The sequence below is a fragment of the Lysobacter sp. P5_B12 genome, assembly GCF_056400425.1.
This window is the reverse complement of sequence record NZ_JBFULG010000003.1, coordinates 1-15,529: the sequence shown is the minus strand read 5'-3', so window position 1 is coordinate 15,529 and position 15,529 is coordinate 1. Positions and strand designations below refer to the sequence as shown.

Genomic DNA, 15,529 nt, shown 5'->3' with positions numbered 1-15,529 from the left:
CTGCCGGGACGCCTTCGCTCCGTCCCGGCATGCCCGCATTCGCCCACCTCCACCTGCACAGCGAGTATTCGCTGGTCGACTCGACCATCCGCATCGCGGACCTGGTCGGCCGCTGCGTGGCGCAGGGACAGCCGGCGGTCGCGGTCACCGACCAGAACAACCTGTTCGCGCTGGTGAAGTTCTACAAGGCGGCCGAGAGTGCGGGCATCAAGCCGATCGCCGGCGCRGACCTGTTGCTGGCCGAGGGCGACGAAGCGCCCACGCGCATGACGGTGTTGTGCCGCGATCGCGATGGTTACCTGAGTTTGTCGCGCCTGCTCACGCGCGCGTGGATGGAAGGCCATCGCAACGACGGTGTCGTCGTGCGCCCGCACTGGTTGCAGGAAGCGAACAACGGTTTGTTCCTGCTCGCCGGCCGCCATAGCGAAGCGGGTCGACTCGCACTCGCAGGCAAGCACGAACTCGCCGAACAGTGGCTCGCGCAATGGCAACAGGCCACCGGCGAACGCCTGCACCTGGAACTCACGCGCACCGCGCGCGAACACGAAGACGCGTTCAACGCCTTCGCGCTGCATGCCTCCTCGCGCCGCGGCGTGCCGATCATCGCGACCAACGACGCGCGCTTCCTCGACGAAAACGGCTTCGACGCGCACGAAGCGCGCGTGTGCATCGCCACCGGCCGCGTGCTCGACGATCCCAAGCGCCCGAAGGACTACAGCCCCGAGCAGTACGTGAAGTCCTCGGAGCAGATGTCGGAGTTGTTCGCCGACCTGCCCGATGCGCTCGACAACGCGATCGCACTCGCCACGCGCTGCAATCTCGAATTGCGCCTGGGCACGTACTACCTGCCCGCCTTCCCGGTGCCCGACGACGAAACGCTGGACAGCTGGATGCGCGTGCAGGCGCGCGAAGGCCTGACCAAGCGCCTGGAAAAGGCGCCGATCGCGCAAGGCCACACGCGCGAGTCGTATTTCGAACGCCTCGAGATCGAACTCGACGTCATCATCAAGATGGGCTTCCCCGGCTACTTCCTGATCGTGGCCGACTTCATCAACTGGGCGAAGGACCACGGCATTCCCGTGGGCCCGGGCCGCGGTTCGGGTGCGGGTTCGCTGGTCGCTTGGGCGCTGGGCATCACCGACCTCGACCCGATTCCCTACGACCTGCTGTTCGAGCGCTTCCTCAACCCCGAACGCGTGTCGATGCCCGACTTCGACATCGACTTCTGCATGGACCGCCGCGACGAGGTGATCGATTACGTCGCCGCGAAATACGGCCGCGACCGCGTCAGCCAGATCATCACCTACGGCACGATGGCCGCGAAGGCCGTGGTGCGCGACACCGGCCGCGTGCTCGGCCATCCGTACGGCTTCGTCGACGGCATCGCCAAGCTGATCCCGCTCACGCTGGGCGTGAGCCTGGACGATGCGCTGGGCGAATCCGATGCCGCGCGCAAGAACCCGGAACTCGCATCGGCCGAACTGATGCAGCGCAACGCGGCCGAGGACGACGTCCGCGACCTGCTTTCGCTCGCACGCGACCTGGAAGACCTCACGCGCAACGCCGGCAAGCACGCCGGCGGCGTGGTGATCGCGCCCAGCCCGCTGTCCGACTTCTGCCCGCTGTTCGCCGAACACGACGAAGGCGGCCGCGGCCGCAATCCCGTCACGCAGTTCGACAAGGACGACGTCGAAACCATCGGCCTGGTGAAGTTCGACTTCCTCGGCCTGCGCACGCTGACGATCATCGATTGGGCGGTGAAGGCGATCAACCTGCGCCGCGAAGTCGCCGGCGAAGCACCGCTCGACATCACCGCGCTCGCCCTGGAAGACAAGCCGACGTACGAATTGTTCGCGCGCGGCGACACCGTCGCGGTGTTCCAGTTCGAATCGCGCGGCATGCGCGAGCTGCTCAAGCGCGCCAAGCCCGACACCTTCGAAGACATCATCGCGCTCGCCGCGCTGTTCCGCCCCGGCCCGCTGGGCTCGGGGATGGACCGCGACTGGGTGGATCGAAAGCACGGCAACGCCGAAGTCAGTTATCCGCATCCCTTGCTGGAATCCGTCCTCGCGCCGACCTACGGCGTGATCGTGTACCAGGAACAGGTGATGCAGATCGCGCAGGTGCTGGCGGGCTATTCGCTCGGCGGCGCCGACCTGCTGCGCCGCGCCATGGGCAAGAAGAAGCCCGAGGAGATGGCGAAGGAGCGCGTCAAGTTCGAAACCGGCGCCGCGGCCAACAAGGTCGATGCGCGCGTGGCTTCGTCGATCTTCGACTTGATGGAGAAGTTCGCCGAGTACGGCTTCAACAAGTCGCACTCGGCGGCGTATGCGCTCGTCGCCTACCAAACGGCGTGGTTGAAGGTGCACTACCCCGCTGAATTCATGGCGGCGGTGTTGTCTTCGGACATGGACAACACGGACAAGGTGGTCGGCTTCCTCGACGAAGCGCGGACCTTGTCGCTCCAGGTGTTGCCGCCCGACGTCAACGCGTCGGTGTACATGTTCGAAGCGATCGATCCGAAGACGATCCGCTATGGCCTGGGCGCGGTGAAGGGCGTCGGCCGCGGCGTGTGCGAGGCGATCGCCGAGGAACGCGAGCGCAACGGCGTTTTCGTCGACCTGCTCGATTTCTGCAAGCGCGTGGAAGGTTCCAAGCTCAATCGTCGCGCGCTCGAAGCCCTGGTCAATGCCGGCGCGCTCGATGGGCTCGGCCGCAACCGCGCCTCGCTGATGCTGCAGTTGCCGGAAGTCCTGAAGGCGACCGATCAACTCGCACGCGAGCGCGAAGCCGGACAGGTCTCCCTGTTCGGCGCGATGCCCGAAGCGCCCGCGCTGCATCTGTCGCTGCCCGAATCCGAGGAGTGGTCGCTCCTGCAGAAATTGCAGGGCGAGCGCGAGACGCTTGGCCACTATCTCAGCGGCCATCCACTCGATCCATATCGCGAAGAACTGCGCGGCCTGGTCGGCCACGACCTCAGCGACCTGGATCGGATGTGGAGCGAGCGGCCGGACGAAGAGCGCAAGGGCTGGCGCCCGGAAATGGCGGTGGTGATCGCCGGCCAGGTGATCGGGATGCGCAAGCGCGGGGACAGCCAGGCCTTCGTGCAACTCGAGGACGGGCGCGGCCGCATCGAATGCGCGTTCTTCGCCGAGGCGTATTACAACTTCGCGCAGTTGCTGACGCGCGATCGCATCCTCGTGATCGAGGGCGGCCTGCGCGAAGACGAATTCAGCGGCGGCTTCTCGCTGCGCGCGAAACGTTGCTGGGATTTCTCGCAGGTGTGCAGCCAATACGCGCAACGCCTGTCGGTGAAACTCGACCTGCGGCAGAAGGACGCGCTCGCGCATTTCGAACGCGCACTGCATCCCTATCTGCCTGGCGCCACGCCGATGTTGCTCGAAGCGATCACCTCGACCGCGGTCGGACGTTTGAGCATCAACGGTGGCAAGGGCGTGCGCGCCGACGCCGCGTTGCCCGGCGTGTTGCGCAGCATTCCCGGTGTGCGCACGGTGCGTCTCGCATTGGCGAAGCCCTGGGCGTCGTCCTGACGGATTTGCCCGAAGGGACAATTGAAAGCGTGTCGCCGCGGCGTTCGACTGCCGGTCCCTCCGAGTCGATCCCGCCATGGCCTCTTCCGCGCAAAGCGCAGCACCGCGACGCTCCCTGACCGACCGTTTCCTGCGCGTCGTCGAAGTCGGCGGCAATGCACTGCCACATCCGGCGACGCTCTTCGCCTTGCTCACGCTCTGCGTCATCGTCGCCTCGTCGCTCGCGACGTGGTTCGATCTGTCCGCCGCGCATCCTTCCACCGGCGAAACGCTCCGCCCCGTCGACCTGCTCTCGCGCGACGGCCTGCATCGCCTGCTCACCGGCCTGGTCCCGAACTTCACCGGCTTCGCGCCGCTCGGCGCGGTACTCGTCTCACTGATCGGCATTGGTGTCGCCGAACATTCGGGCTTGATCGGCGCGGCCTTGCGTCGGCTCGTGTTCGCGGCACCGCGGTGGGCGCTCACGCCGGTCGTGGTGTTCGCGGGCGTGATGTCGAACATGGCCAGCGAGATCGGCTACGTATTGTTGATCCCGCTCGCGGGGCTGATCTTCAAGGGCGCGGGCCGGCATCCGATCGTCGGCATGGCGGCGGCCTTCGCGGGCGTGTCGGGTGGGTTTTCGGCGAACCTGCTGTTGGGCTCGATCGATCCCTTGTTGTCCGGCCTGTCGCAGGAAGCCGCACGGCTCGTCGATCCCGCTTACACCGTCAGCGCGGCGGCCAACTGGTATTTCATGATGGCCTCGACGGTGCTGGTCGTCGCCGTCGCCACGTGGGTGACCGAACGCCACGTCGCGCCGCGCTTCGACAGTGCCTCCGACATCGCGGACGCGGGCGACACCATCGCGCCCCCCGATGCGAACGAACGCCGCGGGCTTCGCTGGGCGCTGTACGCGACGCTCGCCCTGAGCGCGCTGGTCGCGTGGGGCGTCCTGCCGGCCGATGGTCTGTTGCGCAATGCGCAGACCGGCGGCGTGCTCGACTCGCCGTTCCTGCGCGGCATCGTCGGCATCATCTTCGCGTACGGCGTGGTGTCCGGCATCGCGTATGGCCTGGGCGCGCGCACGCTGCGCAGCGAAGCCGACGTGATCCGCGGCATGGCCGCGAGCATGTCGGCGCTCGGGCCGTATATCGCGCTGGTGTTCTTCATGGCGCAGTTCGTCGCGTGTTTCCAGTGGACGAACCTGGGGCTGATCCTCGCAGTCAAACTCGCGGGCGTGTTGCAGACCCTGCAATTGCCGGCGATTCCCTTGTTCCTCGGTCTGATCGCGATCACCGCGGTCGCGAATCTCTTCCTCGGTTCGTCCTCCGCGAAATGGGCGCTGATGGCGCCCATCTTCGTGCCGATGTTCATGCTGCTCGGCTACGCGCCGGAGATGGTGCAGGCCGGTTACCGCATCGGCGATTCGGTGACCAACATCATCTCGCCGATGATGAGTTACTTCGCGCTGATCATCGCCTTCTTCCAGCGGTACGAACCCAAGGCGGGGCTGGGAACGCTGGTGTCGACGATGCTGCCCTACTCCGTCGCGCTGGGGATCGCGTGGTCGCTGCTGTTCGCGGTGTGGATCGCGTTCGGGTGGCCCGTCGGGCCGGGCGCGCCGCTTTCGTATCCTGGTTAACGCAGCGTCGCGCGCCAGTTGACGCGTGCGCCTTCGATGCGTTGCGTGCGCGTCGTGCCATCCGGGCGATGCGCGATCACCTCGACGCCGGTCCACCACGGCGGGAATTTCGCGTGTTCCGGCCGCGCTTGCACGACCAACGCATCGCCTTCCACGCGGCAGTCGAAGGCGATGCGCAGGAAGGCGGCGCGCCGATACGCGAGCGACGTCCCGTCGTCGTCGTACAGCGCGCCGTCGCACGGCGCGCCGGCCTCCGGCCACCACACATGCACTTCGAGCGGACCATCCGGCGTCCGTGCCGTGTGCTGCACCACCGGCTGCATCGGCACGATCGCACCGGCATGCACGAACACCGGCACATCGCTCGGCGCGGGATCGAAGGTCACCATGCCGGTGTAACGCTTCCCGTCATGCAAGCCGTACCACGCGCCCGGCGGCAACTGCACGACGTGCGGATCCAGGCGCTCGGTGACCACGGGGGCGATCAACAGATCGCGACCGAAGAGGAAGTCGCGATCGCTTCCGGCCGCGCCCGGATATTCGAACCACACCGGACGCGTGATCGGCGCGCCCGTGCGCGCGTTCTCCTCCGCCGCCGTGTACAGATAAGGCAGCAAGCGATAGCGCTGTTCGATCGCCGCGCGGCGCAGCGCTTCCTGCTCCGGTCCATCGACCCAGGCTTCGTGATCGCGCGTATCGGTCGCTGCGTGGTTGCGGAAGATCGGTTGCCACGCGCCCAGTTGGTACCAACGCGTCAGCAGATCCGCGGGCGGTGAACCGATGAATCCACCGACGTCGTCACCCGACAGCGCCATGCCCGACAAGCCGAGGCTCAACAGATTCGGTGCGGCGTAACGCTGCGTGCCTGCATACGCGGCGCGCGTGAGGACGAAGGGGCGCACGTTGGGTTGCAGCCTCGACAGGCCTTCGTACGTCGCGCGCGCATTGAGCATGCCGTAGGCGTTGTGGAGTTGCGCATGCGTGCGCGTCGTGCCGTCGTCGAGGCGATGCAACACGTCGTCGGGCATCGTGCCGCCAGGCCCGTCGAAGACCGACGGCTCGTTCATGTCGTTCCAGAACCCCGCCGCGCCCATGCGCACGAAGTCGGCATACAACCCGCCCCACCAATCCCGCACCCGTGCGCGCGTGAAATCGGGAAACACGCTGTCGCCGGGCCACACCTTGCCGACGAAGTCCTCGCCCTCGCGCTTGGCGAACGCATCGATGGCCTTGCCGCTGTCGTAGGGCGCGTAGCCCGCCTGCTTCGCGATATGCAGGTCGGTGATCAGCACCGTGTGGAAACCGTCCTTGCGCAGGTCGCTCAGCATCCCTTCGAAATGCGGGAATGCCTTGCGATCGACGGTGAAGGGCTTGTTCGCGTCCTGGAAACCGATGTCGAGCCAGATCGCATCTGCGGGAATGCGTTTGTCGCGCAGCGTCTTCGCCACTTCGCGCACGCGGGCTTCGGGCAGGTAGGTGTAACGCGATTGCTGGAAGCCCAGCGCCCACTTCGGCGGCAAGGGCGTGCGACCGGTGAGTGCGGTATAGCGTTGCAGCACGTCGCGCGGCGTGGGGCCATCGATGAGATACCAATCGATCGCGCCCTCGGCGACGGTGAAGGACAGGACATCCGGTTCGGTCTTGCCGACGTCGACCGTCATGCGTTGCGTGTTGTCGACGAAGACCCCGAACGCGTGGCCCGCATGTTCGATGAGCACGAAGGGAATGGATTTGTACAAGGGATCGCGCGCGGCATCCCACGCATAGGCGTCGGTGTTCCAGAGCGTGAACACGCGCCCGCGACGATCCATCGGGCCGGCCTTGTCGCCCAGGCCGTACACGTGGTCGCCCGGTTGCAGCGAAAGGCGCAGGCGACCGCGATCGGTTTTCGCCGTGAGCGAGTGCTGCGTCGTGTCGCGGCCGGCGACGAACGTCGTCGTGCAATCGGTATCGACGCCGCCCCGGCGCAGGTCGGACCCACGCAAGGCCTCGTCCACGCGTTGTACCGCCCAGGACGTGGGCGCAGCCAAGGACGCCGGCGGAATCCGCAGGATGCCCGAGGCCACCGGTTCGACGCGGGGCGCCTGGAAGCAGGCCTGCGCCGAACCCGCGAAGGCCAGCAACCCCAACGCCACCCAGCCGCGCCAATCCCCTGCCATGCCCGCCCCCTTTCCGAATTCGTGAAGCATACCCATCCGCACCCCTGCGTACGGTCCGGGGCCGTGGGCTACACTCCCCCACCTTGCCTTCACGTGGCCGCCCCGCGTCGCCAATGAACCCGAATTACCTCGATTTCGAGCAGCCCATCGCCGACCTGGAAGCGAAGATCCAGGAACTCCGCCACGCCAGCCACGGCCCGGCGGTCAACATCGACGCCGAAGTCCACGCCCTGCAGGACAAGCTGCGCCTGCGCACGGCGCAGATCTTCCGCGACCTGTCGTCGTGGCAGATCTCGCAGCTCGCGCGCCACCCCGCGCGGCCTTACACGCTCGATTACGTGCGCGTGATGTGCGACGAGTTCGAAGAACTCGCCGGCGACCGCGCCTTCGCCAACGACAACGCGATCGTCGGTGGCCTTGCGCGCATCGACGGCCGGCCGGTCGTCATCATCGGCCATGAAAAGGGCCGCGACACCAAGGCCAAGATCCGCCGCAACTTCGGCATGCCCAAGCCCGAGGGCTATCGCAAGGCGCTGCGCCTGATGAAGCTCGCCGAGCGTTTCGGCCTGCCGATCCTGACCTTCATCGATACCGCCGGCGCCTGGCCGGGCATCGATGCCGAGGAGCGCGGCCAGTCCGAAGCCATCGCGCGCAACCTGCTGGAGATGTCGGAGCTCAAGGTGCCGATCATCTGCACGGTGATCGGCGAAGGCGGTTCCGGCGGCGCGCTCGCCATCGGCGTGGGCGACCGCACGCTGATGCTCGAATACGGCACCTACTCGGTGATCACGCCGGAAGGCTGCGCCTCGATCCTGTGGAAGACCGCGGAGAAGGCGAAGGACGCCGCCGAACAACTCGGCATGACCGCCAAGCGCCTGAAGGAACTCGGCCTGATCGACAAGATCGTGCGCGAGCCCATCGGCGGCGCGCATCGCAATCCGCGCCAGATGGCCACGCGCCTGAAGGCCGTGCTGGTGAACGAACTCGATGCGCTGGCCGGGGTGCCGGTCGACGAGTTGGTCGAACGCCGTTACCAACGCCTGCGGTCTTACGGGGCATACGAAGTCCTCTGACACGTCGCCGGGAGGGGAGCCCGCCGCCATGCCATTGATCGCGCTGTCGCTGTTGCTGCAGATCGCGTGCTGCGTGCACGTGGTCCGCAGCGGACGCCCGCACTACTGGATCTACATCGTCATCATCGGCTCGTTCCTGGGCGTGGCGGTGTATTTCTTCGCCGAAGTGTTGCCCAACCTGCATCGCGACCCCGTCGCGCGCCGCGTGGCGCAGGGCGTGCGCCAGAGGGTGGATCCCGAACACGGCAAGCGCCGCGCCGCGCGCCAGCTCGACATCGCCGACACCCTGGAAAACCGGCGTCGCCTCGCCGAACAGAGCATGGCCAGCGGCGACTACCAACAGGCGCTGGAGCTGTACCGCAATTCCTTGTCCGGCATGTACAGGACCGATCCGACCTTGATGCTCGGCCTGGCGCAGGCGCAATTCGCGCTCGATCTGCCGGCGCAAGCACGCGACACGCTCGAAGCCCTGATCGCCGCGAACCCGACCTTCCGCTCCAACGACGGCCACCTGCTCTACGCGCGCGCCGTCGAAGCCTGCGGCGACATCGACAAGGCGCTGGAGGAATACGAAGCCCTCGTGCAGGGCTTCACCGGCGAAGAAGCGCGCGTGCGTTACGCGCAGTTGCTGCAACGACGTGGACATGCTGATCGCGCGGCGGCGGTGTTCGAACAAGTCGTCAAGCGCGCATCGCTGGCGCCGAAGTATTACCAGCGCGACCAGCGCGCCTGGGTCGAGATCGCCAAGCGCGCGCTGCAACAACGGGAATCCGCCTGACGGCGGCCCCGCACGATGTCGGCCGCCCCTTCGCTGCCCATCGTGCTGCCCGACGCCGGGCGTGAAGCGCCGGTCTTCGTCGCCTACAGCGGCGGCCTGGATTCCACGGTCCTGCTGCATGCACTTGCCGCGATGCGCGAGGTCCGCGAACGCGGGCTGCGCGCGATCCACATCCACCACGGTTTGAGCGACCAGGCCGACGCCTGGACCGCGCAGTGCGAACGCGTTTGCGCGGCGCTCGGCGTGCCCCTGCACGTGGCGCGCGTGGTGGTCGATCGGCGTTCGAAACTCGGGCTCGAAGCCGCGGCGCGCGAGGCGCGACAGGCGGCGCTTGCGGCACAGATGGACGACGGGTCGCTGCTCGCGCTCGCACACCATCGCGACGACCAGGCCGAAACCTTCCTGCTGCGTGCATTGCGCGCCTCGGGCCCCGATGGCCTGGCGGCGATGCGGCCGCTGCGGCCGTTCGCGAACGGTTGGTTGTGGCGGCCCTTGCTCGACGTGCCACGCGAGGCCCTGCGTGCGTATGCGAGTACACACGCCCTGGACTTCATCGACGATCCCGCGAACGAAACGCTCGCGCACGACCGCAATTTCCTGCGCCACAAGATCCTGCCCTTGCTGCGCGAACGCTGGCCGCACGCCGACGCCGCCCTCGCCCGCTCCGCCGCACTGAGCGCCGAAGCGGCCGCGCTGCTCGCCGACGACGACGCGCAAATCCTCGCGCAGGCGCGCACCGACGACCCGCGCGTGCTCGCGATCGACCCCTTGCGCGCATTGCCCGCCGCACGCCGCGCACGCGCCCTGCGGCGCTGGATCGCCGAACGCGGCCTGCCGCCCTTGCCTGCCGAAGGCATCGCGCAGATCGAACGCGACCTGGCGACCAACGCGCCCGACACCGACTTCCGTTTCGAATGGGCCGGCGCCGAGCTGCGCCGTTGGTGCGATCTCTGGCGCGCGGCGCCCATTCCCCCGAAGCTTTCACCCGACTGGTCCGACGTCTGGGATGGCCGCCTGCCGCTGATCCTCCCCGACGGCGGCACGCTGGCGTTGCTGGGTGCGCCGGCCTTCCACGCGCCCCTGCGCGTCCGCCTGCGCCGCGGCGGAGAACGCATCGCCTTGCCCGGTCGCACGCATTCGCACAGCCTCAAACACTGCTTGCAGGATGCGGACATCCCCGCATGGGATCGCGCGCGACTGCCCTTGCTGGTCGATGCCGACGATGCGGTGCTCGCCGCGGGCGACCGCGTGTTGTCCGCGACCTTCGATGCCTGGCTGCGCAAACACGACGCGCGCATCGCGTGGACGACGGGGTAGCCCGGCGCCTCGGCACGCCCGGGGCCACGCATTGACCCTGCCCCCGGTGCCGCCGCACACTTGCGCGCATGGCACACTCGCCCGACACCCCGCCCTCCCCGGCCGCCGATTTCGAGGCCTCCCTCGACCAGCTCGAACAGTTGGTGGAGAAGATGGAACACGGCGAAATGAGCCTGGAAGAATCGCTCGCCGCGTACGAGCGCGGCGTGGGCCTCTACCGCAAATGCCAGACCGCGCTGGAACAGGCCGAACTGCGCGTGCGCCTGCTCACCGATCCGGAACAGCCCGACAACGCCGAACCCTTCGGCGCGCCATCCGCGGATGCCTGACACCGATTTCGCGGCCTGGCGCGCGCGCGTGGACGCAGCGCTCGCCGCCGCGCTTCCCGACGCGAACACCGCGCCGCAACGCCTCCACGCTGCGATGCGCTACGCCGCCACCGATGGCGGCAAGCGCATGCGCCCGCTGCTGGTCTACGCGACGGGCACGGCCCTCGGCGCGCCGCTCGACGCGCTCGATGCGCCCGCCGTCGCCGTCGAACTCATCCACGCCTACTCGCTCGTGCACGACGACCTGCCCGCGATGGACGATGACGCGCTGCGCCGCGGCAAACCCACCGTGCATGTCGCCTTCGACGAAGCCACCGCGATCCTCGCCGGCGATGCGCTGCAATCGCTCGCGTTCGAAGTGCTCGCGCATGCGCCGCTCGATGCGCAACGCCGTGTCGGGATGCTCGCCGAACTCGCGCGCGCCTCGGGTGTGGCCGGCATGTGCGGCGGGCAGGCGCTCGACATCGATGCGACCGGCGGCGCGAAGATCACCGTTGCCGAACTCGAACGCTTGCACGCGATGAAGACTGGCGCGTTGCTGCGTGCGTCGGTGCGGCTCGGCGCGATGGCCGCCGGCGTTGACGCGCAAACGCGCGTCAGCCTCGACACCTTCGCAGATGCCCTGGGTCTCGCGTTCCAGGTCCGCGACGATTTGCTCGACGTCGAAGGCGACAGCGCATCGCTCGGGAAAACCGCGGGCAAGGATGCCGCGCAACGCAAGGCCACCTTCCCCGCCTTGCTTGGCCTCGACGCCACGCGCGCGCGGCTGTCCACGTTGTCGGATGCGATGCGCGATGCCCTCGCGCCCTTCGGTGCGCAAGCCGACGCCCTCGCGGCGCTGGGCCGCGCGGCGGTCGACCGGACACACTGAGCCATGGCCCGGCGCAAGCGACGCTCGCGCACGTTCCTCGGCGTCATCGACGCCGTGATGGCCACCGCGGCGCAGGGCTTCATCGATGGATGGGGACGGCTCGAACGTGCGTACAAGCGCCCGCTTGCGCGCCTGGCGCTGCATGTGCGTTTTGCGTTCTATCCCTTGCTCGCGCTCGTGGCCGTCGGGTGGCTTGTCTACGACTGGACGGGCGACCGCTCGCTCGACGCGGCGGAAAACGCGGTGTTCGACAAGGTCATCAAGAGTCGACCGATCGAGCCGCAACCGTCCAAGCGCGTGGTCGTCGTCGAAATCGACGATTGCTCGATTGGCTATTTCGACCGACGCCACGAGGGCGGTTGGCCATGGAGTCGCCAACGACACGCCGACCTGCTGGAAGCGCTCGATCTGGCGGGCGTCCAATCGGTGGGATACGACGTGATGTTCCCCGATCTTTCGACGAAGGATCCGGACGGTGATCAGTCGCTCGAAATGATGGCAACAGGCGGCGCCGGGCGTTTCATTTTCGCTGCCTCGCACTTGCACGAGGACTTCGACGCCTCGTCGGTGGGCGCCACATTGGCGTCGCAAGTGCCCGGTGCATTTCCGCTGCGACCCGATGCCCGCAAGCCCGGCCCGCCTGTCGCGTTGTCGTTTCCCTATGGAGACGGGATGCGCCGATACGCGGGCCTGGTCGACGTCACGCGCTCGGTCGACGGCATCCTGCGCGACATGCCGCTGTACGAAAGCGAGGGCGATTGGGGCATTCCATCGCTCGCCCTGCGATTGGCCGCGCAAGACACGGGGCGTGCGGCCAGTTCGTTTCCCGCGTCGGTGCGCATCAACTGGCGCGCGGACTCGCGACTGGCGTATGTGAGCGCCGCCGACCTGCTCGAAGGCAAGCCAATTTGCCGAGACCGCAAGGAAAGGTTGCCGACGCTGAAAAACGCGATCGCCCTCGTCGGTTACACGGCTTCGGGGCTCAGTGATACCAAGCCCACTCCGGTGAATCTCACGATGCCCGGGGTCGAGATCCACGCCGAAGCGGTCGCGGCCCTCGTCGACCACAGCGCCATCTGGCTGCCGCCCGCGTCGCTGAAATACTTCCTCGCCGCGCTCCTCGTCGTACTCACCGCCTTCGCCTTCTGGCGCGGCGAACCGGCGACCGACATCGACTCGATCTTCGTCGCCACCAACCTGCTGTTGCTCATCCTCGCGTATGCGGGCCTGACGTTCTTCGGCGTGTTCTTCGACATCTTCGCGAGCGTGGGTTTCGTCAGCCTCTGCTTCGGCCTGTGCCGAACGTATGCGGGCGTGCAGCGCGGGCGCGCGGTAGGCAATTCGGATTTCCTGCCGGAGTTCGACCCCGACCAGGACCGGTGGATGGTGTTCGCGCGCGTGCGCTTCGCGGTCTATCCCTCGCTCGACGAACACGCGGCCACGCGCCGCCGCCGCGAATACCGCCGCCGCCTGCGCCGTTACCTGTATGCGGGCAGCCACGCGGTCATGCTCGAGGGCGTCGTCGAACGCAAGAGCTGGCTGCACGAAACGCTCGACGACCTGATGGTGCTTGTCTGGAAAGGCGAAACGCGCGCCGAGGCGGTGCAACGCGCGCGCCACGACCTGGGCGCGCTGTACGACCATCTGAATGCGCACAACGACCGCCTCGACGACGACGGCACCGTAAAGGTCTGCGTCGTCACTTCCGAACTGGACGACAACGCCGACGACAGCCATCGCGGCGAGCGCCTGCGCCTGCGCGAAGCCCTCGGCAACGCGCTGGAGCGACAGGAAGAGTGGCCGCTTTCCCGGGAAATTCCGTTCATGCAAGCAGACCAGACGCGTTCCGGAGCTGCTGCATGCGACACCGATCCTTCCGCCGACTGATCCTCGGTTGCGCGTTCGCGCTGTGCAGCGCGGCCGCTTTTTCCGCGGGGCAAACCGCGACGGTGCATAAACCGTCTGTCGACGTGCACGGCGCGCCGGACCTGAAGTCGCCGACCGTTGCGACACTGAAGCAGAACGAACAAGTCAGCATCGCCGGCCAGCAGGGCCTGTGGTTCCAGGTCACCCTGCCTGCCGGTGGTAGCGGCTTCCTGCGCGTGAACGATGTGCGCATGCAGTACGCGAAGGCCGGCACGTCCGGCAATACGCTGTTCACCGGCAAGGCCGGCAAGGGCCGCGTGTCCGAAACCGCGGGCGTGCGCGGCATCGACGAAAGCGATCTGAAATCCGCCGGCTACGACGCCACGCAGATGGCGCAACTCGAAAGCAACCGCGTCACGCCGCAGGCGGCTGCATCGGATGCGAGCGCGAAGGGATTGCACGCGAAACAGGTTGCGTTGCCCAACGAGTTCAAGCCCGTCGCCGACTCAGGACCGAAGGCGACGCAGCAGGAGAAACGTACCGGCTTCTCGCTCGCGCGCGGCATCATGTCGGCCGTCGGCCTCGGTGCGCCGGCGCCGGTGGATTCGGCCGCAAACGTCGCCGAGGCCGCGCAAGGCAAGTCGGAAACCGAACAGGCCGCCGAAGAAGCCGCGCTCGGCCCGGAAATCGCGGGTCGTGTGCTGGGTGCCGCGAAACTCGTCGACGATCCCGAAGCGCAGGCCCGCGTGAATCGCGTCGGCCGTTGGATGGCGTCGCAGACCTCGCGTCCCGATTTGCCGTGGAGTTTCGGCGTTATCGATACGCCGGAGATCAACGCATTCGCCGCGCCCGGCGGCTACATCCTGATCACGCGCGGGATGTACGAGTTGCTCGGCGACGACGAAGAGGTCGCCGCGGTCATCGGACACGAGCTCGCGCACATCGTGCAACGCGATCACTACAACGTGATCAAGAAGCAGGAAACGCAAGGTGCGTTGACCGATGCGGCGTCGTCGAACGTCGCCGTCGGCGGCGGCATCGCGGGCAGCATGGCGAAGGAGTACGTGGCCAAACACGGTGCGACGATCATGGCCACGAGCCTGGACCGTGGCGCGGAGTACAACGCCGACCACGCGGCGCAGGTGTATCTGGCGCGGGCCGGCTACGATCCGCTGGCCTTGTATGCGGTGTTGCAGAAGATGATGGCGGCGGGCACCAGCTCCGGTAGCCTGGCGCAGTTGTACAAGACGCATCCGCCGCTCGACGAGCGGTTGGACCGGCTGGACCGCGACCAGGTCGCGGGACGGTGACGGGCTTCTCTCAATCAGGTTCAATCACGCGCTTGACGCGGGCTGGCGGGCGGCCGACAGTTCGGTTACCGGGCCGCAGTGCGGGCGCGATCCACTTCCACGGGGACACGCAATGAACGACATCGATCCGAGCAACACCGCTTCGACGGGTATTTCGCAGGAAGAGCGCCAGTGGGCGATGTTCGCGCATCTGTCCGCGCTCGTGGGTCTGGTCATTCCGTTCGGCAACATCATCGGGCCGTTGGTGATCTGGTTGGTCAAGAAGGAGACGATGCCCTTCGTCGACAATCAGGCCAAGGAGGCGCTCAATTTCCAGATCACGGTGACGATCGCGATGGTGGTGTCGGCGATCCTGATCCTCGTGGTCATCGGGTTCGTGTTGATGTTCCTGATCGGGTTGGCGGCGTTGGTGCTGACGATCATCGCTGCCATCAAGGCGAATGAAGGGACGGCTTATCGTTATCCGTTCACGCTGCGGTTGATCAACTGATATTCGCTAATGGCGAACTGAAAGGGCGGCGCGGAAGCGTCGCCCTTTTTGTTTGTGTAGTAAGGCCCGCTCGAAACCGATTGGCGCGTCGCCCGAACGTTGTGAGTTCCAAATTTTTTTGGGAAAAAAATTTGAAACTCACAACGCTGGGGCATCACCTTGCG

Annotated in this window: 12 protein-coding genes; 10 read left to right on the top strand and 2 right to left on the bottom strand. The window is 67.1% G+C overall.

The window, feature by feature from the left end:
* Window positions 1-29 precede the first annotated feature (29 nt).
* Both dnaE and AC1DOM_RS06180 read left to right on the top strand, forming a co-directional pair.
* Window positions 30-3,551 carry a DNA polymerase III subunit alpha gene (gene dnaE / locus AC1DOM_RS06185; protein ID WP_498961331.1) on the top strand — a complete coding sequence of 1,174 codons (3,522 nt, stop codon included), beginning with the start codon at window positions 30-32 and terminating at the stop codon, window positions 3,549-3,551.
* 76 nt (window positions 3,552-3,627) lie between these two features.
* Window positions 3,628-5,172 (top strand): AbgT family transporter, encoded by a 1,545-nt coding sequence (locus AC1DOM_RS06180; protein ID WP_498961329.1) that lies wholly within the window; start codon window positions 3,628-3,630, stop codon window positions 5,170-5,172.
* On the opposite strand, the gene AC1DOM_RS06175 is transcribed toward AC1DOM_RS06180, so the two are convergent.
* Window positions 5,169-7,331, bottom strand: coding sequence for a TIM-barrel domain-containing protein (locus AC1DOM_RS06175; protein WP_498961326.1), 2,163 nt, complete (start codon window positions 7,329-7,331; stop codon window positions 5,169-5,171). The two genes, AC1DOM_RS06180 and AC1DOM_RS06175, sit on opposite strands and share 4 nt — an antisense overlap.
* 113 nt (window positions 7,332-7,444) lie before the next feature.
* On the opposite strand from AC1DOM_RS06175, the gene AC1DOM_RS06170 reads away from it, so the two are divergent.
* The 8 genes from AC1DOM_RS06170 (at window position 7,445) to AC1DOM_RS06135 (ending at window position 15,365) form a co-directional block, all read left to right on the top strand.
* The gene (locus tag AC1DOM_RS06170) at window positions 7,445-8,404 is read left to right on the top strand and encodes an acetyl-CoA carboxylase carboxyltransferase subunit alpha (protein ID WP_498961324.1); all 960 of its coding nucleotides are present in this window, start codon (window positions 7,445-7,447) and stop codon (window positions 8,402-8,404) included.
* Window positions 8,405-8,432: 28 nt separating this feature from the next.
* A complete protein-coding gene (locus AC1DOM_RS06165) occupies window positions 8,433-9,182 on the top strand; it encodes a tetratricopeptide repeat protein (RefSeq protein ID WP_498961322.1) in 750 nt (249 codons plus the stop codon).
* 15 nt (window positions 9,183-9,197) lie between these two features.
* The gene (gene tilS, locus AC1DOM_RS06160) at window positions 9,198-10,499 is read left to right on the top strand and encodes a tRNA lysidine(34) synthetase TilS (protein ID WP_498961320.1); all 1,302 of its coding nucleotides are present in this window, start codon (window positions 9,198-9,200) and stop codon (window positions 10,497-10,499) included.
* Window positions 10,500-10,567: 68 nt separating this feature from the next.
* Window positions 10,568-10,828, top strand: coding sequence for an exodeoxyribonuclease VII small subunit (locus AC1DOM_RS06155; RefSeq protein ID WP_498961318.1), 261 nt, complete (start codon window positions 10,568-10,570; stop codon window positions 10,826-10,828).
* Window positions 10,821-11,699, top strand: coding sequence for a polyprenyl synthetase family protein (locus AC1DOM_RS06150; RefSeq protein ID WP_498961316.1), 879 nt, complete (start codon window positions 10,821-10,823; stop codon window positions 11,697-11,699). The genes AC1DOM_RS06155 and AC1DOM_RS06150 overlap by 8 nt, the downstream gene beginning before the upstream one ends.
* 3 nt (window positions 11,700-11,702) lie before the next feature.
* Window positions 11,703-13,586, top strand: a complete 1,884-nt coding sequence (locus tag AC1DOM_RS06145; protein ID WP_498961314.1) for a CHASE2 domain-containing protein — start codon at window positions 11,703-11,705, stop codon at window positions 13,584-13,586.
* Window positions 13,559-14,875, top strand: a complete 1,317-nt coding sequence (locus tag AC1DOM_RS06140) for a M48 family metalloprotease (RefSeq protein ID WP_498961312.1) — start codon at window positions 13,559-13,561, stop codon at window positions 14,873-14,875. The genes AC1DOM_RS06145 and AC1DOM_RS06140 overlap by 28 nt, the downstream gene beginning before the upstream one ends.
* Window positions 14,876-14,987: 112 nt before the next feature.
* Window positions 14,988-15,365, top strand: a complete 378-nt coding sequence (locus AC1DOM_RS06135; protein ID WP_498961311.1) for a DUF4870 domain-containing protein — start codon at window positions 14,988-14,990, stop codon at window positions 15,363-15,365.
* On the opposite strand, the gene AC1DOM_RS06130 is transcribed toward AC1DOM_RS06135, so the two are convergent.
* Window positions 15,335-15,529 (bottom strand): hypothetical protein (locus AC1DOM_RS06130; RefSeq protein ID WP_498961309.1); only part of this gene is annotated, 195 nt, incomplete at its 5' end. The two genes, AC1DOM_RS06135 and AC1DOM_RS06130, sit on opposite strands and share 31 nt — an antisense overlap.

Bases quoted from the DNA above. Each gene is read 5' to 3' on its own strand.
- AC1DOM_RS06180 (WP_498961329.1), top strand. From the start codon at position 3,628: ATGGCCTCTTCCGCGCAAAGCGCAGCACCGCGACGCTCCCTGACCGAC.
- AC1DOM_RS06175 (WP_498961326.1), bottom strand. From the start codon at position 7,331: ATGGCAGGGGATTGGCGCGGCTGGGTGGCGTTGGGGTTGCTGGCCTTC.
- AC1DOM_RS06170 (WP_498961324.1), top strand. From the start codon at position 7,445: ATGAACCCGAATTACCTCGATTTCGAGCAGCCCATCGCCGACCTGGAA.
- AC1DOM_RS06165 (WP_498961322.1), top strand. From the start codon at position 8,433: ATGCCATTGATCGCGCTGTCGCTGTTGCTGCAGATCGCGTGCTGCGTG.
- tilS (WP_498961320.1), top strand. From the start codon at position 9,198: ATGTCGGCCGCCCCTTCGCTGCCCATCGTGCTGCCCGACGCCGGGCGT.
- AC1DOM_RS06155 (WP_498961318.1), top strand. From the start codon at position 10,568: ATGGCACACTCGCCCGACACCCCGCCCTCCCCGGCCGCCGATTTCGAG.
- AC1DOM_RS06150 (WP_498961316.1), top strand. From the start codon at position 10,821: ATGCCTGACACCGATTTCGCGGCCTGGCGCGCGCGCGTGGACGCAGCG.
- AC1DOM_RS06145 (WP_498961314.1), top strand. From the start codon at position 11,703: ATGGCCCGGCGCAAGCGACGCTCGCGCACGTTCCTCGGCGTCATCGAC.
- AC1DOM_RS06140 (WP_498961312.1), top strand. From the start codon at position 13,559: ATGCGACACCGATCCTTCCGCCGACTGATCCTCGGTTGCGCGTTCGCG.
- AC1DOM_RS06135 (WP_498961311.1), top strand. From the start codon at position 14,988: ATGAACGACATCGATCCGAGCAACACCGCTTCGACGGGTATTTCGCAG.